The organism is Kitasatospora sp. MAA4 (assembly GCF_029893355.1).
In the GTDB taxonomy this organism is placed as follows: domain Bacteria; phylum Actinomycetota; class Actinomycetes; order Streptomycetales; family Streptomycetaceae; genus Kitasatospora.
On record NZ_JARZAI010000022.1, the window covers coordinates 22,725 to 46,575 of the forward strand.

A 23,851-nucleotide genomic window follows, 5' to 3' on the forward strand; every position below is an offset into this window, starting at 1 on the left:
CGTGTCCTAACTGTGGTCCGGCGGTTCGGGTTCGCGGCCGCGGCGGGACATCGCGGCCACCGCGCCCGCCAGCCCCGCGCCGCCGAGCACGATGAAGGTGACCGGCAGGACGATCCGCCCGTTCACGTGGAAGCCGTTCAGTGAGGCCGCCAGGTAGAGCGCGCCGATCGCGGTGAAGAGCAGCCCCGCGACGAGCGAGAAGAGGTCGATCCGATGCCGCTTCATCACTGCTCCACCTGTACGTCGCCGAGGCCGACCTCGATGTCGAGGATGATCGTCCCCTTGGAGTGCTGTCCCTGCAACGGGCTCAGCAGAACGGTCCGGTCGGTGCCGAGCCCGCCGTCGAACGTGCGGTCCGGCAGGCTCATGTTGCCGACCATGCTGCGCACGGTCAGCATGACGTCCACGTCGGGCGGCAGGGTCACGTGCACGTCGCCGACGGCGAGTTTGGCCGTGGTGCTCACCGAGCCGCCGGCCGGGTCCACCGACCGCAGGTCCAGCGCCAGGTCGCCGGCTCCCAGGGAGTAGTCGTGGTGCAGGTCGGCCGCGCTGGCGGGTGTCCAACTGCGGTCGCCGAAAGCCGAGTTGACCGAGGTTCCAGAGTTGCCGAGGGCGGCCAGCAGCATGGTCAGCAGCAGCGCCGGAATCGCCAGCACCCGGGCCCGGCCGAACTTGGCGCCCAGCAGGACGGTCAGGCCCAGACCGACCAGCGCGACGGCCAGCACGGTGGAGAGCAGCACCGTGGTGCTGTGCCGGCCGAAGCCGCCGGACCAGACCAGGGCGGCGGCGCCCACCGAGAGCACCAGGCCGAGCGGGGCCAGGAAGGAGCGCGGCCGGTGGTGGACGTGGACCACCGGTGGTACGGGCGGCGCGGGCCGGGGGGCGTCGGACTTGCGCAGCGGGTCGCCGCTCGGCAGGTCGGACCGCTGCCACCAGGGCTGCGCGGCGGCCGGCCCCGGCGGCGGGTACGGGCCCTGGTACGGGTTGCGCTCGGGGTGCCGGGGGTCCCACAGGTAGCCGCTGGGCCCGGGCGGCGGGGTGTCCGACGCGGCGGCGCCGTCACTGCGGGCCTGCTGGGCGGTGGCCTGCGCGATGTCCTCCTTGACGAGGTTGATCCGCTCCCTGATCTCGTCCTTGATCTCCCCGCGGCGGGCCGTCCACTCGGTGTGGAAGTCCTGTCGCCAGGTCTTCCAGTCGGCCAGCGCGGACGGCGGTCCGGCTTCGCCGACGGGCGGCGCGGTCGGGCGGTCGTACGGTCCGCCCGGGCGCTCCGGCCGGCCCTGCCCGTAGGCCCGGCGGCGGCGCTCGGGGTCGTAGCGCACCGCGAGGAAGATCATCGCGCCGAGCAGCAGCAGCGGGAACGCGGAGTCGCCGCTGCCCATCCAGGAGAAGAAGACCCCGGTGCCGATCACGGTCAGCAGCACGGCGCCGATCGACTGCCCGTCCACCCGCCCGGTCAGCACCCGCTGGAGCTCGGTCCGGCTGTGCTTCTCCTGGGGGGACTCGATCGGGATGATCAGCCAGGCCAGGCCGTAGAGGAAGAGCCCGAGCCCGCCGGTGAGGCAGAGCACCGCGACGACCACCCGGAAGATCACCGGGTCGATGTCCAGGTGGCGGCCGAGCCCGCCGCAGACCCCGGCCAGCACGCGGTGCTGCTCGCTGCGGGTCAGCGGGGGGCGGCCGTCGTCGGCCTCCGGCTGGGCGGGGTCGCCCGGTCCGTCCTGTGCGGCCTGCTGGTCCTCCGCCGCGGTCTGCTCGTCCGTCATGGCTCCATCCTGCTGGCTGCCGCCGCCGGGCGGGAGCCGTGGGGGCCCTGTCCCGACCCTGATCTGTCCCTGAGAAGCGATCAGGGCCCTACCCTGATGCGCCGACGGGCGCGCGCGTGTGACCATCGGTGGCGTGGCAGTCCCCGGTACCGATCCGAACGCAGTGCCCCCGGTCTCCGACGGTGTGTCGGCGCCGGGCGGCGAGCCGACCCCGCAGCCCGGCAGGCCGCCCTACCGCAAGCTCTACCGCACCCCGCAGGGGCGGATGCTCGGCGGTGTGGCGCACGGCCTCGCGGTCCATCTCGGGCTGCCGCTGGCCTGGGTGCGGATCGCCTTCGTGCTGCTGTTCTTCGCCAACGGGATAGGCGGGCTGCTGTACGCGGCGTTCTGGTTCGTGGTGCCGATCGGCATCGGCGAGCCGGCCCGCGGCAGCGGACTGGGCGTCACCTATGTCTGGCTGAACGGCGCGTTCGTCCCGGCGGGCGCCTCCGGCGTGAGCCCCGAGCCGCTGCTCAAGGGCCGCCGCGGCCGGCTCGGACGGCTGCGCGACCTGCTCCAGCGCACCTTCCAGGGCGAGCCCGCCCCGGCCCCCGCCACGGACGGCACCGCGCCCTCCTCGGGCGCCGCCAGCCGGCAGAACCTCGGCCAGCTGGCCGCGCTGCTGATGCTGGTGATCGGCGTCATGGCGCTGCTGAACGCGCTGCACATCCAGTCCTCGCAGCCGTACGCCTGGCCGCTGCTGGCGATCGGCGTCGGGGTGGCGCTGGTCTGGCGGCAGGCCGACGACTCGCGCTGGCAGCGCTGGTTCGGCCTGGACGCCGGCAGCAAGCGCAGCAGTGCCTTCGTCCGGGTCGGCGCCGGTGTGCTGCTGGTGACGGTCGGCATCATCGGCTTCCTGGTGCTTCAGGGCGCCGGGTCCACGCTCGCCTCGGTGGTGGAGGCCTCGCTCGCGGTGCTGGCCGGGGTGCTGGTGCTGACCGGCCCGTACGCGCTGCGGATGTGGCAGGACCTGGGCGCCGAGCGGACCGCCCGGATCCGCGCCCAGGAGCGGGCCGAGATCGCCGCGCACGTGCACGACTCGGTGCTGCACACGCTGACCCTGATCCAGCGCAACGCCGAGGACTCCAAGGAGGTGCTGCGCCTGGCCCGGGCCCAGGAGCGCGAGCTGCGCCTCTGGCTCTACCGTCCCGAGGCCGCCGCGGAGGCCGCGCCCGACACCCTGGCCGAGCGGATCCGCGAGGTGGTCGCCGAGGTCGAGGACCGGCACGGGGTCCCGGTCGAGCTGGTCTGTGTCGGCGACTGCCCGATGGACGAGCGGATCTCCGCCCAGATCCAGGCCGCGAGGGAGGCCATGGTCAACGCGGCCAAGTACGGTGGCGGGGGACCGGTGCAGGTCTACGCCGAGGTGGAGGGGAGGACGGTGTCGGTGTTCGTACGCGATCACGGGCCCGGCTTCGACCCGGACACCGTGCCGGAGGACCGGATGGGCGTACGGGAGTCGATCATCGGCCGGATGAAGCGCAACGGGGGCATCGCACGCGTGCGCCCGGCGCCCGACGGCGGCACCGAGGTCGAGCTGGAGATGGAGAGAGCGGATGACTGATCCTGTGTCGACCGAGGGGGCCGCGGCCGGACGCGTGGCGCGGGTCGTGCTGGTGGACGACCACCGGATGTTCCGTACCGGGGTCCGGGCCGAGATCGGCCGGACCGAGGTCACCGGCATCGACGTGGTGGGGGAGGCCGACGACGTCGAGTCGGCGGTCCGGGTGGTCGCCGAGACCCGCCCGGACGTGGTGCTGCTCGACGTCCACCTGCCCGGCGGCGGCGGGGTGGAGGTGCTGCGCCGCTCGGTTGCCGTGATGGGCGAGCCCGGCGGCGTGAAGTTCCTCGCGCTCTCGGTCTCCGACGCGGCCGAGGACGTGATCGGCGTGATCCGCGGCGGGGCGCGCGGCTACGTCACCAAGACCATCACCGGCACCGATCTGGTCGACGCGATCTTCCGGATCGGCGACGGCGACGCGGTCTTCTCGCCCCGGCTGGCGGGTTTCGTGCTGGACGCGTTCGCCGCCACCGACACCCCGCCGGTGGACGAGGATCTCGACCGCCTCACCCAGCGCGAGCGCGAGGTGCTGCGCCTGATCGCCCGGGGCTACGCCTACAAGGAGATCGCCAAGCAGCTCTTCATCTCGGTGAAGACGGTCGAGAGCCACGTTTCGGCGGTGCTGCGCAAGCTCCAGCTGAGCAACCGGCACGAGCTGACCCGCTGGGCGACGGCCCGCCGCCTGGTCTGAGCCTGAAATGCCTGAGGCCGGCCCGGTGTCATCCGGGCCGGCCTCAGGCATTTGCAGACGGCTATGGGGCCTTGACCGCGGCCTCGGCCTGCTCGCCGGCGAACTTGGGCCCGGTCTGCGGCAGGCGGCGGTCCAGCATCTTGGCGACCTTCTTGCCGAGGTTCTGGCCGGGCATCTCGATCAGCTTGTAGGTGAGCTGGCTGAAGACCAGCACGCCGGCCAGGAAGATCAGCGCGGGGACGAACTTCGCGGCGCCGTGCTTGGCGAAGTGGACGTACTTCTCCAGCCAGAAGACGCTCCACAGCACCGGGATGTGCACCACGTAGACCGAGTAGCTGATCGCGCCGAGCCAGGTGAGCGGGCGCGGCCAGCGGCGGTTGCGCAGCAGCATGCCGAAGCCGAAGGTCAGCCAGGCGCCGAGGTAGGGAGCGGAGAAGCCGATCCACTCGCTGGTCCAGGTGCGGTTGAGGGCGTCCCCGTGGTTGTACAGGTAGCCGACCAGGAAGCCCGAGGTCAGCACGAAGCCGCAGGTGATCACGGCGACCATCGGGTCGATCTGCTTCTTCTCGGCCCGGAAGATCGCGGTGCCCGCGAACATCGTGGCCAGGATCATCATGCTCTCGAAGAACGTCGACCGGGCGTTGAGGAAGAGCAGCACCGCACCGAGTCCGCCGAGCACCATGGCGCCGATCCGGACCAGCTCCGGGCGGCCGGTGAACACGCAGAGCAGGCCGGTGGCCATCACCACGACGGTCGCCATGATCAGGTGCTGGGTGGTGGCGGTGTTGGTGGTGATCATCGCCGGGGTGACGAAGGCGCCGAGCAGCAGGGCCGCGCCTGCGAAGAAGACCGAGATCCCGGCGCTCTGCCGGTGCCAGCCCTTCACGAAGAGCGCACTCACGAAGAAGTAGAAGACCATCTCGTAGCAGAGCGTCCACATCGCACCCAGCGCGCTGGGGATGTTCAGCATCTCGTGCAGCAGTGTCAGGTTGGCGAGGTAGGACCGCAGCGGGTGGCTGGTGACCACGCCCGGCACCGCGGAGAAGTCCTTCGGCAGGATCAGCAGCGAGAGCGTGATGACGATCAGGAGCAGCGGGTAGATCCGGAAGACCCGGCCGACCCAGAAGCCCCGGACGTCACCGCGGCGCTCCAGCGAGGCCGGCACGATGTAGCCGCTGACCAGGAAGAAGAGCATCACGGCGTAGATGCCGAGGTCGAAGTGCTTCTCGATCCACGGGCCGGCCGGCGGGAACATGGCCAGCAGCCCGAAGTGGTGGACAGCGACCAGCAGGGCCGCAATCCCGCGCAGGGCGTCGAGCCAGCCGAGCCGGACTGCGGGCCGGGCGGCGCGGGCTGTCTGGGAGGCGCCGACGGACTGTTCGGCCGGCTGCTGTTCAATCACGGTCACACGCTGGAGGCTAACCTATGCACGGCTGCTTTTGGGTAAATACTCGGTATGCATGCCCGTACGGGCAACCGGGTGAGTTCTGGCTAGCATGGGCCGCTGGCGTTGCCCAGGCGCCGAGCCGTTTCGGACCAGTCCGACCCCGATCATTGGAAGGCCGACGGTAGTGGCACCCCTCCTGAAGAACAGAGAGCCCGCCGGTGCGTCCACGGTGGGCTCTTCTCCTGAGCACGACTCCAGCGGCGGCCGGCGCCTCCTCTCCCGGCTGAGCACCTCGGCCCGCTACGCCGCCCCCGCGCTGCTCGGCTACGTCGCCGTCCGGGCCATCGGCCTCGCCGTCCTGATGCTCTGGGAGGGCCAGCACGGGATGAGCAGCCTGAACCGGCTGAGCACGCTGTGGGACGCCTCCTGGTACCAGAACATCGCCCAGCACGGCTACGCGGGCACCGCGCCGCGGCCCGGTCCGTTCGGCCTCTACCAGCCGTACGCGTTCTTCCCGGTCTACCCGATGCTGATCCGGGTGGTCTGGTGGGTGGGCCCGCTGGCGGTGAACTACGCCGCGCTGCTGGTCGCCTGGATATCGGCTCTGGCGGCCGCCTGGGGCGTCTTCGCGGTGGGCGAGCGGCTCTACAACCGCCGCACGGGCGTGATCGCCGCGGTGCTGTGGGGCGTCACGCCGTACGCGGTGGTCGAGAGCATGGCCTACTCCGAGCTGGCGTTCAGCGCGCTGGCCGTCTGGGCGATGTACGCCGCGCTGACGCGGCGCTGGGTGTGGGCCGGCGTGCTGGCCTCGCTGGCCGGGCTGACCCGTCCGACCGGTGTCGCGGTGGCCGCCGCGATCGGGATCGGCGGGGTCGCCGCGCTGGCCGTCCAGTGGTGGCAGGACCGCCGCGGGGTGCTGCCGGAGGAGGAGCGGCTGGCCTGGTGGCGCCCGCTGCTCGGGGCGGCGATCGCGCCGCTCGGCTTCGTCGGCTTCATCGCCTGGGTCGGCTGGCAGAAGGGCAGCCCGAACGCCTACTTCAAGATCCAGGAGGCCTGGCAGTCGAAGTTCGACTTCGGTCACTCCACGCTGCACTCCTTTCGGGTGATGCTCACCGTCCCCGGCGCGGTGTGGATGACGGACGTGGTGGTCGCCGCGACGATCACCGTCTCGGTGCTGCTCTTCGTCATCTCGGTGCTCCAGCGCCAGCCGCTGACCCTGCTCGTCTACAGCGGCATGATCCTTCTTCTGGCGCTGGGAGATGCGGCATACTTCAACTCTCGTGCGCGATTCCTGATTCCGGCGTTCGCTCTGCTGTTTCCACTGGCGGGCAATCTGGCGCGGGCGCGCACTCGGGGGTTGGTGCCAACGGTCCTGGTGACCGCCGCGCTCTGCTCCGCCGCGTACGGCGGGTATGTGGTCTTCGTCTACACGAACTCGCCGTGACCATCTGACGAGAAAGCCGAGAGGGTCCGTCGCCATGAGCGTCAGTGCGAGAAGCAGCGCTGTCCCGACCGAGGCGCCCGGCGCCCACTCCGCTGGGCCCGCGCGCGGGTCGGTGGGCGCGCTGCTCGCCGTGGTGGCTCGGCTGGTCTGGCTCTGGCCCGCGTTGCTGACGCTCGGCCTCGCCGTGTACGGCGGCGGCCGTCCGCTGCTCTGGCCGGACGAGTTGGCCACCTGGGAGGCGGTCAACCGCAGTCCCGCGCAGATCTGGGGCATGCTGCACCACGTCGACGCGGTCGTCGGGTTGTACTACTTCCTTCTGCACTACTGGACGTCCGCCTTCGGGCACAGCCTGACGATGTTCCGGCTGCCCTCGGCGCTGGCCATGGCCGGCGCCGCGGCCTTCGTCGCGCTGATCGGCCGCAAGGTCTTCGGCAACCGCGCCGCGATCACCGCCGGGGTGCTCTTCGCGCTGACGCCGTCGGTCTCGCGCTACGGGCAGGAGGCGCGCGGGTACGCGTTCGTGGTGCTCGCCGCCGCGGCGGCGACCTTCCTGCTGCTGCGGGCGCTGGAGCGGCCGGGCGTGCTGCGCTGGGTGTTCTACAGCGTCGCGGTGGTGCTGACCGGTCTGTTCCACATGATCGCGCTGGTCTTCCTCGGCAGCCACGCGCTGATCGTCGCCTGGCGCTGGTGGACCCGGCGCGAGCGGCGGCTGCTGATCGGGTTCCCGCTGGCCGTCCTGGTGGCGCTGGCGGCGCTGGCACCGCTGGTGATCACCGGCCAGCGGCAGGTGGACCGGCAGCTCAACTGGATTCCCAAGCCCAAGATCACGGACGTCGGGAACAGTCTGTGGCCGGGCATGTTCGGCTCGACCGGTGTCGCGCTCTGCATCCTCGCGATGGCCGTGCTGCCGCTGGCCTGGGCGAAGGGACGGCGCGGGGCGGCCGAGCTGGGCCTGGTCGCGGTGCTGCCGATCCCCGCCATCGGGATCATCTCGATGGGCTCGACCTCGTACTTCCTGGACCGCTACCTGCTCTTCACCGTGCCGATCTGGGCGGTGCTGGCCGGCGCCGGGCTGGCCGCGCTGCGGCCCAGGGTGCTGCTGCCGGTCGGCCTGGCCGCGGTGGTGCTGCTCGGCTACCACGAGCAGAAGGCCGAGCGTGAGCCGTACGCCTTCGTGAACTGGGACGGCAAGGCCGCGGCGGCGGTGATCGCCCAGGGCTACCGGCCCGGGGACGGCATCGCGCCGGCACGCGGCGGCGCCATCCTGCAAGGGGTGCCCACCGCGATGGACTTCTACCTGCCGCAGAACGACAAGCTCAAGGACGTCTTCGTCGCGAAGAGTGCGCCCGAGGTGGACGACCTCTACCCGCTGATGTGCACCGACCCCGCCGCGTGCCTCGGGGACACCCCGCGGGTGTGGGTGGTGGCTCAGGGGACGCCGGGCCAGCAGTTCGGCACCTTCTCGCCGGCCGAGCTGGCGGCGCTCAAGGCGGCCTACCCGAAACAGACCGTGACGGCGGTGCCGGGCGCGACCGTGACGCTGATGGAGCGTTAGGTCGCTGGTAGCGGGCCGAAGCGGGCGCGGAGGTCCTCTTCGAGGGCGGCGGCCTGGTCGAGCCGTCCGGCCCCCTGCAGGACGGCCTGCGGGTCCTGCGCGGGGTCCAGGAGCAGCGGGGCGTAGCTCTGGCGGGGTGCCGCGGGTGTCGCCGCGGGCGTGACGGGTGGTCCCGTCCGGTCCGCCTCCTGGTCGAGCAGGTCGGCCCGGGTGGGGGCGGACGGCGCGGCGGCGCTGCTGACCACCGGCCCGGGCTCGGGAGCCGGCTCGGGGCGGCCCACCGCCGTGAGGTGGGTGAGCGAGACCGCGCCGGCCATCGTGACGCCGGCGACACCGGCCGCCGTGCGGGCGGCCCGGGTGACCCGCGGCGAGAACAGCGCAGGCCGGGAGCGGGGTTTGCGGTGCTTGCGGTGCGAGGCCATGACAGGGACGCTAGCCCGGCGACGTGCCGGGCGGGCGGGAGTTACGGCTCTGGCCGGAAGAATTCGGAAGCGACCGTTCCGGATGTCCCGATGTCGGTTTCGGTACGAACCCATGGCGTGCTGTGACCGTTGCGGCGAGAGTTCCGATCCGGCCTGTGCTGTCAGTGCCGGGTCATAGACTCGGAGGGCCATGAGTAGCCTCTTTGACGACCTCCCGCTCCCCGGCTTCGAGCTGAAGCCCTCCTTCGCGACGCCCGCGGACCACGCCGAGGAGCCTCCACCGGAGGACCACTACGGCCACGAGGGCGGCTACGAGGAGGAGATCCCGCACGATCTCTTCCAGACCGACTACGCCGCGGCTGCCGCCCGCGACGCCTACCACCGCAACGGCGCCCACCGGACGGTGGTCGACCCCGCCCAGCTGCTGGAGGGGATGAACGACCCGCAGCGCGAGGCGGTGCTGCACGCGGGCTCCCCGCTGCTCATCGTGGCCGGCGCCGGGTCGGGCAAGACCCGGGTGCTGACGCACCGGATCGCCTACCTGCTCGGCGCACGCGGAGTGCAGCCCGGCGAGATCCTGGCGATCACCTTCACCAACAAGGCGGCCGGCGAGATGCGCGAGCGCGTCGAGCAGCTGGTCGGGCCGCGCGCCCGGGCCATGTGGGTGTCGACGTTCCACAGCGCCTGCGTGCGGATCCTGCGCCGGGAGAGCAAGCGGCTCGGGTTCACCTCCAGCTTCTCGATCTACGACTCGGCGGACTCGCAGCGGCTGATGTCGCTGGTCTGCCGGGATCTGGACCTGGACCCCAAGCAGTTCCCGCCGAAGTCGTTCACGGCCAAGGTCTCCAACCTCAAGAACGAGCTGATCGACGAGGAGACCTACGCGGCGCAGGCCGCGAACCCGATGGAGCGCAAGCTCGCCGAGGCGTACGCGCTCTACCAGCGCCGCCTGCGGGAGGCCAACGCGCTCGACTTCGACGACATCATCATGACCACCGTCAACCTGCTGCAGGCCTTCCCCGACGCGGCCGAGCACTACCGGCGGCGGTTCCGGCACATCCTGGTCGACGAGTACCAGGACACCAACCACGCCCAGTACACCCTGGTGCGCGAGCTGAGCGGCGGCGCGGCCGGATCCGCGCCCAAGCGCACGGTGGACGGCGACTTCGTCAACCCGGCCGCGGCCGGCCTGGCGTCCGTGCCGCCCGCCGAGCTGTGCGTGGTGGGTGACGCGGACCAGTCGATCTACGCCTTCCGCGGCGCGACGATCCGCAACATCCTCCAGTTCGAGGAGGACTACCCCGACGCCGTGACGATCCTGCTGGAGCAGAACTACCGCTCCACGCAGACCATCCTCAGCGCCGCCAACGCCGTCATCGAGCGCAATACCAGCCGCCGCGAGAAGAAGCTCTGGACGGCCGGCGAGCACGGCGAGAAGGTCATCGGCTACGTCGCGGACGACGAGCACGGCGAGGCGCAGTTCATCGCCGAGGAGATCGACCGGCTCACCGACGCCGGCGACGCCCGCCCCGGCGATGTGGCGATCTTCTACCGGACGAACGCCCAGTCCCGGGTCTTCGAGGAGGTGTTCATCCGGGTCGGCCTGCCGTACAAGGTGGTCGGCGGGGTGCGCTTCTACGAGCGCAAGGAGGTCCGGGACGTCCTGGCCTACCTGCGGGTGCTCTCCAACCCCGAGGACACCGTGCCGCTGCGCCGGATCCTCAACGTGCCCAAGCGCGGGATCGGCGACCGCGCCGAGGCGATGATCGACGCGCTGTCGGCCCGTGAGCGGATCAGCTTCGCCCAGGCGCTGCTGCGCGTGGACGAGGCGTACGGGATGGCCGCGCGCTCGGCCAACGCGGTGCGCAAGTTCAACGAACTGCTCGCCGGGCTGCGCCAGATCGTGGAGTCCGGCGCCGGGCCGGCCGCCGTCCTGGAGGCCGTCCTGGAGGAGACCGGGTACCTGGCCGAACTCCAGTCCTCCACCGACCCGCAGGACGAGACCCGGGTGGAGAACCTCCAGGAACTCGCCTCGGTGGCCCTGGAGTACGAGCAGGACCCGGGCGAGCGCCCGGACGGCGAGGGCGAGGGCACTCCGCCGATCGGCTCGCTGGCCGACTTCCTGGAGCGGGTCGCGCTGGTGGCCGACTCCGACCAGATCCCGGACGACGAGGACGGGTCGGGCGTCATCACGATGATGACCCTGCACACCGCCAAGGGCCTGGAGTTCCCGGTGGTCTTCCTGACCGGCATGGAGGACGGGATCTTCCCGCACATGCGGGCGCTCAGCCAGGTCAAGGAGCTGGAGGAGGAGCGCCGACTCGCGTACGTCGGCCTGACTCGGGCGCGCGAGCGGCTCTACCTGACCCGCTCGGTGCTGCGCAGCGCCTGGGGCCAGCCCTCGTACAACCCGGCCTCGCGCTTCCTGGACGAGATCCCGGGCGAGCTGGTGCAGTGGAAGCGCACCGGCGCGGCCGCGATGCCGGGCTCGCGCGGGGTGGGCTCCGGCTCCTCGCGGGGGTCGTCGTCGTTCTCGTCGCCCTTGTCCTCGGCTTCGGCTTCGGCTTCGCCGAAGGCGGGTTGGGGCAAGTCGGCGCGCAAGGTCACCGAGCGCGAGGTGGTCGCACTCGCCGTCGGCGACCGGGTCAGCCACGACACCTTCGGGCTCGGCACGGTGGCCGGGACGGAAGGCGTCGGCGACAAGGCCAAGGCGACGATCGACTTCGGCAGCTCGGGCCGCAAGGTGCTGCTGCTGCGGTACGCGCCGGTCGAGAAGTTGTAGCTGGAGCCCCCCGGGGTTGTGATTTTCCCCTCCTCTTGAGGGGTGGCACCGTCCCGGGGCTCCAGTGACGCTAACCTCCCCTCAGGCTTGTTATCGGTGGTTAACGTGGAGGCAGTGATGGGTGTGTCAGGCCCGATCCGGGTCGTGGTCGCCAAGCCGGGGCTCGACGGTCACGACCGGGGCGCCAAGGTGATCGCGCGCGCCCTGCGGGACGCCGGTATGGAGGTGATCTACACCGGGCTGCACCAGACGCCCGAGCAGATCGTGGACACCGCCATCCAGGAGGACGCCGACGGCATCGGCCTGTCGATCCTCTCCGGCGCGCACATGACGCTCTGCGCCCGGGTGATCGCGCTGCTCAAGGAGCGCGACGCGGCGGACATCAAGGTGTTCTGCGGCGGCATCGTGCCGGACGAGGACATCATCGAGCTGAAGGCGATGGGGGTCGCGGACATCTTCACGCCCGGCACCCCGACCCGGGACGTGGTGGCCTGGGTCGAGGCCAACCTGCGCGCGGCGGGCTGATCGCTCTACGTCGGCTTCGGTCCTTCGGCCAGCTCGGCGAGCATCGCGGCGCGGAAGCGCAGTGTGCCCGCGAGCCGGCCGAAGGTCTCGGCCCACGCGCTGTCCGGCGTGGCGTCGGCGGCCAGCGCCTCGACGGCCGGTGCCGTCGCGGGCGAGAGCGAGCGCTCCGTCATGCCCAGCACCCCGCTGTGGCTCCACGGGTACGCCCCGGAGGTGGCCGCCCGCTCCAGGGCCGCGACCACCGCGGTGCTCAGCGGCGGCGTCCACGGTGTGGCGCAGGCGCCGAGCAGCTGGAAGGCGTCGCCCAGGCCGTGCGTCTGCAGGAACGCGGCCGTCCAGGCGGCCCGTTCGGCCGGCGGCAGGACGGCGAGCAGCTTGGCGGGCGAGCCCGCGGTCTGCGTCCGGTTCGTCCGTGCCGACCCGGTCCGGCGCGGGGCCGGGCCGAGCAGTGCGCGCGCCCAGGCGGCGTCCTGCTGCCGTACGGCGGCCCGGGCCCAGGCCTCCCGCAGGTCGTCGCGCCAGCCGTCGTCGCTCTCCTCGTTCTCCCCGCTCTCCTCTGTGGTGACCGGCAGGGCGAGCAGCTCGGCGTGGGTCAGGCCGAACCCCGTCGTCCAGCAGTCCAGCGGGGTGGCGGCCACCAACTCGCCGAGCCACCAGGCCCGCTCGCCGCGGCCGGTCGGCGACTTGGGTGCGATGCCGTCGCGCTGCATCGCTGCGTCGCAGGCGGTAGGCGGGCTGACCCGCAGCCGGCCGTCCACCAGCCGCACGGCCGACCGGGCCCGCTCGGCCATCCGCGCGCCCAGCGCCGAGCCGGGCAGGGTGGAGAGCAGCTCGGCGGCCGTGGTCCGGACGTTCTTGCTGCGGTCGCCGAGTGCGGCCTCCAGGAACGGTTCGTCGGCCTGCGAGAGGCCCTCCTGAAGGGCGTCCAGGAAGAGCAGCCGGTCCTCGGCGCGCTCGGTGGACCAGGTGCCGCGCAACAGCTCCAGACCGGCGGCCGGGTCGCTGCGGCGCAGCCGGGTCAGGTGGGTGACGCGCTCGGCGAACAGGCCCTCGTGCCAGGTCCGTTCCTCGCCGGCGCTCTGGTTCTCCGTCACCGTCCGCCGTACGTAGCTCCAGTCCGGGTTCTGCTCCGCCAGCCAGCGGCCGAGCGGGCCGGCCAGCGCCACGGCGTCGCCGCGCAGCTCGCTGCGCGCCCGCGCAGCGTCCAGCAGGGACGGGACCAGGGCGGGCGGCAGTCGGTACCCCGACTCCCGTGCGGTGGACAGCCACTGCGGCAGCAGCTCGGCCAGGTTGGCGAGCGCGCCGCTCGCTGCACTGGAGCTTGCTGCGCCCGCGGCCCGTCCGGAGAGCAGCACCGCGAGGCGGCGGGCCGCCGCGGCCGGCAGCGCCGGGCGCTCGTCCGGGTCGGCCGCTGCCTGGGCGGGCTGCGCGGCCCTGGCCGGCAGCAGCCCCGCCCGGCGCCGCACGGTGACCAGCGCGGCCAGCTCCAGCAGGGCCGCCGCCGGATCCGTCCGGTCCACCGCGCCGGCCGCCGCCGCCAGAGCCGGGGTGCCGGCGGCGGTCGGCAGCGGGCGGCGGTCGGTGCCGAGCAGCGCGGTGGTCCGCAGCTCCTCCCACAGGTCGCCTCGGATGTCCGTCACTGGCTCACTCCCGTCGCGCGACCGTTCTCGTCCCACACCGTGACCGGGGTGAACCCCCGGTGTCCGCACTCGCCGAAGACCGTCACCGGACGGCCCGCCGACACCGCCGCGAGCTTCCAGAGCCCCGGGCCGGGTGCGGTTTTGATGGTCAACGCCTCACTCCCGTCGGTCAGTTGCCAGCGTCCTTGGCCGGGCACCGGGATCACCGCGGTCAGCACGGTCGGCCAGGACTCCACCCACGGATCGTCCGCGACCGCCTCGCCGTACCCGGCCAGCGCCTGCGCCGGGGACACCCCGGGCGGCACGGCCTCGCCGGCGTCCGCCGGCGCGGGGGCGGTGTGCCTGGTCCCGAGTACGGCGCGCAGCGGTCGGGCGCCCGGGTGGAAGGCCAGCTCGGCCTCCAGCAACTGCCCGGTGGGCAGCGCGAGATCGGGCGCCTGGCCGGGTCGGCCGAAGGCCAGCAGCAGCGCCGGGCGGCCGGTCTTGGCCCCGCGCAGCCAGAGCCGGCGGGTGGTCAGCCGCTCGTCGGCGCTGTCGCGTACGCCGAGCACCAGCCAGCGGTCCCGTACGGTCGGACCGGCCAGCAACTCGGCGCTGTCGGTGCTGAATCCGACCCGCGCGCGGACGGTGGCGGCCAGCTCGGCAGGCAGCGCGTCGACCCGTTCGTAGGCGGTGGCCAGCAGGTGCAGCAGGGCGTACTCGGCGAGCAGCTCCTCGTCCTTCTGCTCCTCCAACTCCCTTACTCTGGACGCCAGCCCGGGAGCCTGGGCGTCCACCATCCGGGCCGCAACCTCCTCCCACGGGCTGGGCGCGGTGCTCAGGTCGGCCAGCCCGTGCCGTACCCGGTCGGCCAGTCGCAGCCGCAACTCCTGTGCCCCGGCGGCAACTCGGGACGCCCGCCGGTCGGCCCGCCGCCGCGTCGCCACCGGATCCGCCTCGACCCTGGGCGCCTGCTTCTGCGCGGCCCGCTCCTGGCGACCCGTCAACCACGCACCCGCCCACTCGGGCGGCTCGCCCCCGTCCGGCACCGCCTGCGCGCCGCCGCTCCACAGCAGCAGCAGCCCCAGCGCGTGCTTGCACGGGAACTTCCGGCTCGGGCAACTGCACTGGTACGCGGGCGTGGCAAGCTCCACCACCGTCCGGTACGGGGTACTCCCACTGCCCTTGCACGCCCCCCACAGCGCTGTCTCGTTGCACCCGGCCCCCGACCACGGCCCGGGCCCGGACAACTTCCCGGCCGCCTTCGACGACGCGGCGTCGGGGGAGAGGGACAGGACATGCTCGGTGCTCCAGCGTTCCTCCATGCCTCGAACGCTAGGCCGGGGGACTGACAGCGCACACGAATCCGTGTCCGTGCGTACGGAATGCGTCAAGATCGTCGGCAGCGGCAACCCGGTGGGCTGGAATAACCGTCAGTATGAGGGAACACATGGGGGAACGTTCATGGCACAGCTGCTCATCGAAGAGAACTTCCAGCACCTCGACGGCCAGGACGTCGAGTCGCTGATCGAGGCCCTCGCCGAGCTCGGCCTCCGTGCGGAGCCCACCCAGCCCCGCGCGGGGACCCGAGGTGGCGACTGGGCGCTGGTCCTGCACTGGCTCGGGGACGACATCGGGCAGATCGCCGAGGATGCTGTGGCGGCGGCGCTCGTCGTGGCGGTGACGGAGGTCATGGGCCAGGTGCACTCGGTGGGGCCTGGTGGGACCAGTGTGCAGGGCCGCACGCTGCCGGTCCGGATCGAAATCCGCGGGCGCGCGGGAGAGTTGATCAGGTCCATCGCGATGCCGGGTGCGGTGGCGAAGCCGGTGGCTGCGCCGTGGTGGCGGGCGCGGTCGGGCGTCAGCCCGGTCGGTGGCTGAGGGCGGCGGCCTGGCGTGCGCGTAGGACGTCGGCGATGCGTCGGCACCAGTCGCGGTTGTCCCGTTCGAAGGCGAGGCCGCGCAGGCAGGTGAGGTAGGGGCCGATCCGTTCGCCGTCGAGCAGGAACTCGTCCTCGGACTCATCGCCGCGCATCTGGTGCAGCAGGGCGCTGAACAGCTCGATCTTGGCCTCGGCGGCGGTCGCCCGCTCGCCGAGTTGCTCGATCAGCTGGCCGGAGTCGACGTGGTCGGCCCCCTGGACCTTGACCAGCAGGTCGTCGCGGATGAACGAGGGCTTCGAGGCGGCCGCCGTGAACTCCCGCAGCTCGGCGAGTCCGGCCTCGGTGGCCTGGAACACCCGCTTGTTGGGCCGGGTCTCCTGGACCACCTCCCGGCCCGCGACCAGGCCCTCGCGCTCCAGCTTGGTCAGCTCGGCGTACAGCTGCTGCGGCAGCGCGTGCCAGAAGTTGGCCACGCCGACGTCGAACGCCTTGGCCAGCTGGTAGCCGCTGCGCTCCTCGTCCAGGAGTGCGGCGAGTACGGCGTGTCGCAGGGCCATCGAGGCAGCCTCTTCCCATTTCGCGTTGGTAGCGGCATCATCCTAGTCAATTATCAGAATAGTCAGATTCTTGACTAGAAGGAGGAGTCGTGACGGATTCGACGACCGCCCAGCGCTTCCGCACAGCCGTGGAGACCCGCGACCTCGCCGCGCTGGACGACCTGTTCACCGAGGACGTCCGCTTCTACAGCCCGGTGAAGTTCGTCCCGTTCGAGGGAAAGGCGATGGTGGTCGGCCTGCTCGGCGTCCTCCTGGGCATCTTCGAGGACTTCCACTACATCGGGGACTTCGACGGCCGCGCCGAGACCAGCACGGACGGCTCCGAAGCCCCGTCGGCGATCCTGCTCTTCCGCACCACCGTGCAGGGCAAGGCGATCCACGGCATCGACATGCTGCAGTTCGACGAGGCGGGCCGGATCAAGGAGTTCACCGTGATGGTCCGCCCGCAGTCGGCCGTCCACGCCCTGGGCGAGGCGGTCCTGGCGGGCCTGGTCGCCGCCGGCCTGGTCCCGGCCGCCGAGCACTGAGGGGGTGCGGTCATTCCTGCGCGGTTACCACCCGGTCGGGGGCCCCCGACCGGGACCCGTCGGCGCCCGGGTCCGGAACCGGTCGCTGCGGCAGGGCCTGGTCGCAGTGCCTGATGTAGGAGCGCTGGACGTTCAGGAACTCGGTGTCGAGGTCGATCGGTTCGGTGACGGTCACCCCGTCCGGCCGGGCCACCTCCGCCTGCAGGGTGCCGGACGTCAGCCACGGAACGACGTAGGTGTAGACGGTGAGGGGCCGACCGTCGGGGCTGCTGATCTGTCCGACCCTGCTCAGCTCGGTGCGGACGCCGTCGCAGGTCAGGCTGTGCACCTCCTGGTTGGCGGCGATGAACACGGTCAGCCAGTCGCCCCCCGCCGCAGACCCGGAGAACACGGCCTCCAGCGCGGGCGCCGGGCCGGTCGGCAGATTCGGACTCGATGCGCAGCCGACGGTGGAGGGCGCCACGTCGTACGTCGCGTCACAGAGGGCCTGGGTGGTGGTCTGCCAGAGGAACGTCTCGTACGTGCCGCGCCAGTACGCCAGGATCGCGTCGCCGACCGGGATCTCCCCGCTGTCGACGACCATCTGTCGCATCAGCTGTTCGGGGATGACGGTCGGATCGCCCCACGGTGTGCGGTCAAGACCGGGCGCGGGTGCCGGGGTGCTGACGAGCGGAGCCGAGCCCGTCGTCCGAGCGGCCGGGTGCGCACTCGCGGGCAGTGCCAGGCATATCAACGCCAGCACGGCCGCGGCGATCCGGCCAGGCGCGCGCACCACTGAGCCTCGTTCCACGGTTCCCCCCGTCACCGTCCGACAGACTCGATGCTACGCCTGGCCGTCGGCCGTGCAAGGGATCTGACGACCCGGCGTTGTCAGTGGGGTGGGGCAGGGTGGTTGTTGCAGGTCGGGGGCGTTCGAAGGTGGCCCGCGGTCTGTCATCTGCGCCTGTTGTGGCCGACCTAGGAGCCGTCCTATGACCACCACCACTCCCGAGGTTCTCCGGCAGCATGCCGAGGACGCGTTTGCCGCCGAACTCGCCGCGCTGGCCGCGCAGGACGAGCGGCCGCGTCCGGAACGCTGGCGGTTGTCGCCGTGGGCCGTGGCCACCTATCTGCTCGGCGGCGAGCTGCCGGACGGCACGGTGATCACGCCCAAGTACGTCGGGCCGCGCCGGATCGTCGAGGTGGCGGTGACGACGCTGGCCACCGACCGGGCGCTGCTGCTGCTCGGGGTGCCGGGGACGGCGAAGACCTGGGTGTCCGAGCACTTGGCAGCCGCGATCAGTGGGGATTCCACGCTGCTCGTGCAGGGCACCGCCGGGACGCCCGAGGAGGCGGTCCGATACGGCTGGAACTACGCGCAGTTGCTCGCCCACGGGCCCAGCCGGGACGCCCTGGTCCCGTCTCCGGTGATGCGGGCGATGGCGGACGGGAAGATCGCCCGGGTCGAGGAGTTGACCCGCATTCCGGCCGACGTGCAGGACAGTCTGATCACCATCCTGTCCGAGAAGACGCTCCCCATACCGGAGTTGGGCAGCGAGACGCAGGCCGTCCGCGGTTTCAACCTGATCGCCACCGCCAACGACCGCGACCGCGGCGTCAACGAACTCTCCAGCGCGCTGCGCCGCCGGTTCAACACCGTGGTGCTGCCGCTGCCGGCCTCCCTGGACGAGGAGGTCGACATCGTCACCCGCCGGGTCGAGCAGCTCGGCCGCTCCCTCGACCTGCCCGAACTGCCGGGCGGCGCCGAGGAGATCCGCCGCGTGGTCACGGTCTTCCGCGAACTGCGCGACGGCATCACGGCGGACGGCCGCACCAAGGTCAAGTCGCCCACCGGCACGCTCTCCACCGCCGAGGCGATCTCGGTGGTCACCAACGGGCGGGCGCTGGCGGCCCACTTCGGCGACGGCGTGCTGCGCGCGGGGGACGTCGCGACCGGCATTCTCGGCGCGGTCGTCCGCGACCCGGTGGCCGACCAGGTGGTCTGGCGCGAGTACGTCGAGGGCGTGGTCCGCGAGCGGGACGGGTGGAAGGACTTCTACCGGGCCGCGCGCGAACTCTCCCGCTGAGACAGACCGGAGGGCAGGAGGAGGGCTGAGATGAGTGACAACGACGTGACCCTGCTGGGCATCCGGCACCACGGGCCCGGCTCGGCCCGCGCGGTGGAGGCCGCGCTGGCGCGGCTGCGGCCGGACGCGGTGCTGATCGAGGGGCCTGCCGAGGCCGATCCGATCATCGCTCTGGCGGCGGACAAGGAGATGGTCCCGCCGGTCGCGCTGCTCGCGCACGCCGTGGACGACCCGGCCCGGGCCGGCTTCTGGCCGTTCGCCTCCTTCTCCCCGGAGTGGGTGGCGATCCAGTACGGGCTGGCGCAGGAGCTGCCCGTCCGGTTCATCGACCTGCCGGCGGCGTACGGCTTCGCGCTGGCAACCGAAGGAAGTGAGCAAGGGGAACAGCGTCTGGATCCGATCGCCGTCCTCGCCGAGGCGGCCGGCCAGGACGACGCCGAGCGCTGGTGGGAGGACGTGGTCGAGCACCGCACCCCCGGCGCGGGCGACGACCCGCTCGCGCCGTTCGAGGCGCTGGCGGAGGCGATGACGGCACTGCGCGAGCAGCCGCCCGGCGCCCCGGCGCTCACCACCCGGCGCGACGACCTGCGCGAGGCGCACATGCGCCAGCAGATCCGTGCCGCCCGCCGCGCCGGACACCGCCGGATCGCCGTGGTCTGCGGCGCCTGGCACGTCCCGGCGCTGAGCGCGGCGCCCGCAGCGATGCCGACCGTCGCCGCCGACCGCGCGCTGCTCGCCACGCTGCCGAAGAAGCTGAAGACCGAGATCACCTGGGTCCCCTGGACGCACCGCAGGCTCGCCCAGCACACCGGCTACGGCGCCGGCATCGAGTCGCCCGGCTGGTACCACCACCTCTTCAGCACCCAGCGCGACGCGTCGGCCCGCTGGATGACCCGGGCCGCCGAGCTGCTGCGGGCCGAGGACCACCCGGTCTCCTCCGCGCACGTGATCGAGGCGGTTCGGCTCGCCGACACGCTGGCCGCCCTGCGCGGGCGGCCGATCCCCGGGCTGAGCGAGACGCTGGACGCCGTCCGTTCCGTCCTGTGCGACGGCTCCGACGTGGCGCTCGCGCTGGTCCACGACCGGCTGGTGGTCGGCGAGGCGCTCGGCGAGGTGCCGTCCGCCACCCCGACCGTGCCGTTGCAGCGGGACCTGACGCGGCTTCAGCGCAGCCTGCGGCTCAAGCCGGAGACGGAGACCCGCGAGCTGGTCCTGGACCTGCGCAAGGAGCTGGACGCGTCCCGCTCGCTGCTGCTGCACCGGCTGCTGCTGCTCGGCATCGGCTGGGGCACCGAGACCCGCTCCGCCGTCCAGTCGACCGGCACGTTCCGGGAGAGCTGGCAGCTGCGCTGGGACCCGGAGTACGCCGTCCGGGTGGTGGAGGCCGCGCAGTGGGGGACCACGGTGGAGCAGGCCGCCACCGGCAAGGTGGCCGAACTCGCCGCGAAGGCCGCCGAGCTGGCCGACCTCACCCGGTTGGCGGAGCACTGCCTGGTGGCCCGGCTGCCGGACGCGCTGCCCGCGGTGATGCGCGCGCTGGCCGACCGCGCGGCGCTGGACACCGACGCGGGGCACCTGGCCGAGGCGCTCCCGGCGCTGGTCCGGGCGCTGCGCTACGGGGACGTCCGGGGCACCGACAGCAGCGCGCTGGACGGCGTGGCGCGCGGGCTCGCCGAGCGGATCTGCGTCGGCCTGCCACCCGCCTGCACCGGGCTGGACGCGGACGGCGCGAGCGCGATGCGCACCCGCCTCGACGCGGTGCACGCCGCGGTGGGCCTGCTCGAACAGGGCACCGGAACGTCGGACTCGCTCGCTGACCGCTGGGCCGCCGCCCTCCAGTCGCTCGCCCGCCGTGAGCCCTCGTCCGGGCCGGCCACCGGCGTGCCGGGTCTGCTGCGCGGCCGGGCCGTCCGGCTGCTGCTGGACGACGCCCGGCTCGACTCGGCCGAGGCGGGCCGCCGGATGCGCCTGGTGCTCTCGACGGCCAGCGCCCCGGCCGACGCGGCCGGCTGGATCGAGGGCTTCCTCTCCGGCGGCGGGGCCCTGCTGCTGCACGACCCGCAGCTGCTGGAGATGCTCGACCAGTGGCTGACGGGCGTGTCGCCGGAGACCTTCACCGACGTCCTGCCGCTGCTGCGCCGGACCTTCTCGGCGCTGGAGGCAGGCGTCCGGCAGACCGTCGGCTCGCGGGTCGCCGCCGGTCCGCTCGGCGCCGCCGGCCCCGGGCAGTCGACGGGCCCGGCCGGCGAGGAGTCACTCGACGCCGACCGCGCCGATGCCGCGCTGCCGACCGTGGCCCTGCTGCTCGGCCTGCGCCTGCCCGAGGCCGTACCCCGCCCGCAGATCCCCCGCCAGCCCGACCGAGGGAGCAACCGATGAGCACGCCGACCGCCGACACCACCCCGGAGAGCGCCGAGCGCCTGCGCCGCTGGCGGCTGGTCCTGGGCGGCGAGGCCGACGGCACGGGCTGCCGGCTGACCGGTCAGGACGCCGGCATGGACCGCGCACTGGCCGCCCTCTATCGCGGTGCGCCGGAGCCCGGGCGCGCTGCGGCCCCCGGCAGCGCCCGCAGCGCCGGGCTGGGCGGCTCGGCCCCGCAGGTGGCCCGCTGGCTGGGCGACATCCGCACGTACTTCCCGACCTCGGTCGTCCAGCTGATGCAGCAGGACGCGATCTCCCGGCTCGGCCTGGACCGGCTGCTGCTCGAACCGGAGATGCTGGAGGCGGTGGAGCCGGATGTCCACCTGGTCGGCACGCTGCTCTCGCTCAAGCACGCGCTGCCCGAGACGACCCGGCAGACCGCGCGGATGGTGGTCGGCAAGGTGGTGGCCGAGCTGGAGCGCCGGCTCGCCGACCGGACCAGGGCCACCCTGGGCGGCGCGCTGGACCGCAGCGCCCGGGTGAACCGCCCGCGCCACCGCGACATCGACTGGGACCGGACGATCCGGGCCAACCTGAAGAACTACCTGCCCGAGGAGCGCACGATCGTCCCCGAGCACCTGGTCGGCTACGCCCGCGCCCAGCGTGCGGTGAAGAAGGACGTCATCCTCTGCATCGACCAGTCCGGGTCGATGGCCGCCTCGGTCGTCCACTCGGCGGTCTTCGGCGCGGTGCTCGCCTCGATGCGCAGCCTGGACACCCGGCTGGTCGTCTTCGACACCTCGGTGGTCGATCTGACGGAGCAACTGGCCGATCCGGTGGACGTCCTCTTCGCCACCCAGCTCGGCGGCGGCACCGACATCAACCGCGCGCTCGCCTACTGCCAGTCGAAGATCACCCGTCCGGCGGAAACCGTCGTCGTCCTGATCAGTGATCTCTACGAGGGCGGGATCCGCCACGAGATGCTGCGGCGGGTGGCCGCGATGAAGGCGGCGGGCGTGCAGTTCATCGCCCTGCTCGCGCTCTCCGACGAGGGCGCCCCGGCCTACGACCACGCGCACGCGGCCGCCCTGGCGGCACTCGGTGCACCGGCCTTCGCCTGCACCCCGGACGCCTTCCCGGACATCATGGCCGCCGCGATCGAGAAGCGTCCGCTGCCGGTCCCCGAGCGCCCCTGAGCACCAGCGCCCGACGGGGCGTGCGGCACGCCGCCGTACGCCCGTTGTGACGGTTCTCACCAAAGCGGAGCGGGCCCGCGGCGAATCACGCCCGCCGGTCGGGGATAACCTGCCAGACGGACGTGACGCGCGTGTTGATTGACGTGTGCGCCCGTGGCTGTGTGGGCCGCAAGGCCACAAACTCTGCGTACCCGCACCGCCCCGACGACCCGCAGCGAAGATCCTGCCGTGGCACGCTCGTAGAGACACAATCCGCGACCACGAACAAGGACGAACACACGTGGACCTGTTCGAGTACCAGGCGAGGGACCTCTTCGAAAAGCACGGCGTACCCGTGCTCGCCGGCGAGGTCATCGAGACCCCCGAGGCCGCCCGCGAGATCGCGACCCGCTTCGGCGGGCGTGCTGTCGTCAAGGCCCAGGTGAAGGTCGGTGGGCGAGGCAAGGCCGGTGGCGTGAAGCTCGCCTCGGACCCCGAGGACGCCGTCGCCAAGTCCGCCGCCATCCTCGGCATGGACATCAAGGGCCACACCGTTCACAAGGTGATGCTGGCCGCCACCGCGGACATCAAGGACGAGTACTACGTCTCGTTCCTGCTGGACCGCACCAACCGCACCTTCCTGGCGATGGCCAGCGTCGAGGGCGGCGTGGAGATCGAGGTCGTCGCCGAGGAGAACCCCGACGCGCTCGCCAAGATCCCGGTCGACGCCAACGAGGGCTGCACCCCGGAGAAGGCCCGCGAGATCGTCGCCGCGGCCAAGTTCCCGGCCGAGGTCGCCGACCAGGTGGCCGACGTCCTGGTCAGCCTGTGGAAGGTCTTCATCGCCGAGGACGCCCTCCTCGTCGAGGTCAACCCGCTGATCAAGTCCGGCGACGGCAAGATCATCGCGCTCGACGGCAAGGTCTCGCTGGACGAGAACGCCGAGTTCCGCCAGCCGGAGCACGAGGCGCTCGAGGACAAGGCCGCGGCCAACCCCCTCGAGGCGGCCGCCAAGGCCAAGGGCCTGAACTACGTCAAGCTCGACGGCGAGGTCGGCATCATCGGCAACGGCGCGGGTCTCGTGATGAGCACCCTCGACGTGGTCGCCTACGCCGGTGAGGCGCACGGCAACGTGAAGCCCGCCAACTTCCTCGACATCGGCGGCGGCGCGTCCGCCGAGGTGATGGCGAACGGCCTGGAGATCATCCTGGGCGACCCCGACGTCAAGTCGGTCTTCGTCAACGTCTTCGGCGGCATCACCGCGTGCGACGCGGTCGCCAACGGCATCGTCCAGGCGCTGGAGCTGCTCAAGGCCAAGGGCGACGAGGTCACCAAGCCGCTGGTCGTCCGCCTGGACGGCAACAACGCCGAGCTGGGTCGCAAGATCCTGACCGACGCCAACCACCCGCTCGTTGAGCAGGTGGACACCATGGACGGTGCCGCTGAGCGCGCCGCCGAGCTGGCGAACGCCAAGTAAGGAAGAGGGACTAA

The 23,851-nt window shown here is 72.4% G+C and carries 20 protein-coding genes; 12 read left to right on the forward strand and 8 right to left on the reverse strand.

The window, feature by feature from the left end; translation table 11 throughout:
• Positions 1-6: 6 nt before the first annotated feature.
• Positions 7-225, reverse strand: a complete 219-nt coding sequence (locus P3T37_RS26405; RefSeq protein WP_280726378.1) for a hypothetical protein — start codon at positions 223-225, stop codon at positions 7-9.
• Positions 225-1,766, reverse strand: a complete 1,542-nt coding sequence (locus tag P3T37_RS26410) for a PspC domain-containing protein (RefSeq protein WP_280726379.1) — start codon at positions 1,764-1,766, stop codon at positions 225-227. The genes P3T37_RS26405 and P3T37_RS26410 overlap by 1 nt, the downstream gene beginning before the upstream one ends.
• A gap of 184 nt (positions 1,767-1,950) precedes the next feature.
• Between P3T37_RS26410 and P3T37_RS26415 the strand changes: the two genes are divergently transcribed.
• Together P3T37_RS26415 and P3T37_RS26420 are read left to right on the forward strand one after the other, a co-directional pair.
• The gene (locus P3T37_RS26415; RefSeq protein WP_280726487.1) at positions 1,951-3,369 is read left to right on the forward strand and encodes an ATP-binding protein; all 1,419 of its coding nucleotides are present in this window, start codon (positions 1,951-1,953) and stop codon (positions 3,367-3,369) included.
• Positions 3,362-4,057 carry a response regulator transcription factor gene (locus P3T37_RS26420; protein ID WP_280726380.1) on the forward strand — a complete coding sequence of 232 codons (696 nt, stop codon included), beginning with the start codon at positions 3,362-3,364 and terminating at the stop codon, positions 4,055-4,057. The genes P3T37_RS26415 and P3T37_RS26420 overlap by 8 nt, the downstream gene beginning before the upstream one ends.
• Positions 4,058-4,118: 61 nt before the next feature.
• Here the strand turns inward: P3T37_RS26420 and P3T37_RS26425 are convergent, their stop codons facing one another.
• Positions 4,119-5,465, reverse strand: coding sequence for an acyltransferase (locus tag P3T37_RS26425; protein ID WP_280726381.1), 1,347 nt, complete (start codon positions 5,463-5,465; stop codon positions 4,119-4,121).
• Positions 5,466-5,673: 208 nt separating this feature from the next.
• On the opposite strand from P3T37_RS26425, the gene P3T37_RS26430 reads away from it, so the two are divergent.
• Both P3T37_RS26430 and P3T37_RS26435 read left to right on the forward strand, forming a co-directional pair.
• Entirely contained in the window at positions 5,674-6,888 is a 1,215-nt protein-coding gene (locus P3T37_RS26430) for a glycosyltransferase family 39 protein (RefSeq protein ID WP_280726382.1), read from the forward strand.
• 34 nt (positions 6,889-6,922) lie between these two features.
• Entirely contained in the window at positions 6,923-8,443 is a 1,521-nt protein-coding gene (locus P3T37_RS26435) for a glycosyltransferase family 39 protein (RefSeq protein ID WP_280726383.1), read from the forward strand.
• On the opposite strand, the gene P3T37_RS26440 is transcribed toward P3T37_RS26435, so the two are convergent.
• Positions 8,440-8,865, reverse strand: coding sequence for a hypothetical protein (locus tag P3T37_RS26440; protein WP_280726384.1), 426 nt, complete (start codon positions 8,863-8,865; stop codon positions 8,440-8,442). The two genes, P3T37_RS26435 and P3T37_RS26440, sit on opposite strands and share 4 nt — an antisense overlap.
• Before the next feature lie 190 nt (positions 8,866-9,055).
• Here P3T37_RS26440 and pcrA point away from each other — a divergent pair, with 190 nt between their 5' ends.
• The gene (gene pcrA, locus P3T37_RS26445; protein ID WP_280726385.1) at positions 9,056-11,647 is read left to right on the forward strand and encodes a DNA helicase PcrA; all 2,592 of its coding nucleotides are present in this window, start codon (positions 9,056-9,058) and stop codon (positions 11,645-11,647) included.
• A 117-nt stretch (positions 11,648-11,764) separates the two neighbouring features.
• Positions 11,765-12,172 carry a cobalamin B12-binding domain-containing protein gene (locus P3T37_RS26450; RefSeq protein ID WP_035800938.1) on the forward strand — a complete coding sequence of 136 codons (408 nt, stop codon included), beginning with the start codon at positions 11,765-11,767 and terminating at the stop codon, positions 12,170-12,172.
• A gap of 5 nt (positions 12,173-12,177) precedes the next feature.
• On the opposite strand, the gene P3T37_RS26455 is transcribed toward P3T37_RS26450, so the two are convergent.
• Together P3T37_RS26455 and P3T37_RS26460 are read right to left on the reverse strand one after the other, a co-directional pair.
• Positions 12,178-13,812, reverse strand: coding sequence for a DUF5691 domain-containing protein (locus tag P3T37_RS26455; RefSeq protein WP_280726386.1), 1,635 nt, complete (start codon positions 13,810-13,812; stop codon positions 12,178-12,180).
• Positions 13,809-15,116, reverse strand: a complete 1,308-nt coding sequence (locus P3T37_RS26460) for an SWIM zinc finger family protein (protein ID WP_280726387.1) — start codon at positions 15,114-15,116, stop codon at positions 13,809-13,811. Before P3T37_RS26460 ends, P3T37_RS26455 begins: the two co-directional genes overlap by 4 nt.
• A gap of 139 nt (positions 15,117-15,255) precedes the next feature.
• On the opposite strand from P3T37_RS26460, the gene P3T37_RS26465 reads away from it, so the two are divergent.
• Positions 15,256-15,672 (forward strand): hypothetical protein, encoded by a 417-nt coding sequence (locus P3T37_RS26465; protein WP_280726388.1) that lies wholly within the window; start codon positions 15,256-15,258, stop codon positions 15,670-15,672.
• Here the strand turns inward: P3T37_RS26465 and P3T37_RS26470 are convergent.
• Entirely contained in the window at positions 15,653-16,231 is a 579-nt protein-coding gene (locus P3T37_RS26470; RefSeq protein ID WP_280726389.1) for a PadR family transcriptional regulator, read from the reverse strand. The two genes, P3T37_RS26465 and P3T37_RS26470, sit on opposite strands and share 20 nt — an antisense overlap.
• 89 nt (positions 16,232-16,320) lie before the next feature.
• On the opposite strand from P3T37_RS26470, the gene P3T37_RS26475 reads away from it, so the two are divergent.
• Complete coding sequence (locus P3T37_RS26475; protein WP_280726390.1) at positions 16,321-16,758, forward strand: nuclear transport factor 2 family protein; 438 nt, start codon at positions 16,321-16,323, stop codon at positions 16,756-16,758.
• A gap of 10 nt (positions 16,759-16,768) precedes the next feature.
• Here the strand turns inward: P3T37_RS26475 and P3T37_RS26480 are convergent, their stop codons facing one another.
• Positions 16,769-17,548 (reverse strand): hypothetical protein, encoded by a 780-nt coding sequence (locus P3T37_RS26480; RefSeq protein ID WP_280726391.1) that lies wholly within the window; start codon positions 17,546-17,548, stop codon positions 16,769-16,771.
• Between the two features lie 181 nt (positions 17,549-17,729).
• Here P3T37_RS26480 and P3T37_RS26485 point away from each other — a divergent pair, with 181 nt between their 5' ends.
• The 4 genes from P3T37_RS26485 to sucC all read left to right on the forward strand — a co-directional run bounded on the left by P3T37_RS26485 (position 17,730) and on the right by sucC (position 23,837).
• The gene (locus P3T37_RS26485; RefSeq protein ID WP_280726392.1) at positions 17,730-18,824 is read left to right on the forward strand and encodes an AAA family ATPase; all 1,095 of its coding nucleotides are present in this window, start codon (positions 17,730-17,732) and stop codon (positions 18,822-18,824) included.
• A 30-nt stretch (positions 18,825-18,854) separates the two neighbouring features.
• On the forward strand, positions 18,855-21,203 hold the full coding sequence (locus P3T37_RS26490) for a DUF5682 family protein (RefSeq protein WP_280726393.1): 2,349 nt from the start codon (positions 18,855-18,857) through the stop codon (positions 21,201-21,203).
• Complete coding sequence (locus tag P3T37_RS26495) at positions 21,200-22,381, forward strand: VWA domain-containing protein (protein WP_280726394.1); 1,182 nt, start codon at positions 21,200-21,202, stop codon at positions 22,379-22,381. The genes P3T37_RS26490 and P3T37_RS26495 overlap by 4 nt, the downstream gene beginning before the upstream one ends.
• 280 nt (positions 22,382-22,661) lie before the next feature.
• On the forward strand, positions 22,662-23,837 hold the full coding sequence (gene sucC, locus P3T37_RS26500; RefSeq protein ID WP_280726395.1) for an ADP-forming succinate--CoA ligase subunit beta: 1,176 nt from the start codon (positions 22,662-22,664) through the stop codon (positions 23,835-23,837).
• The last annotated feature ends 14 nt before the right edge of the window (positions 23,838-23,851 follow it).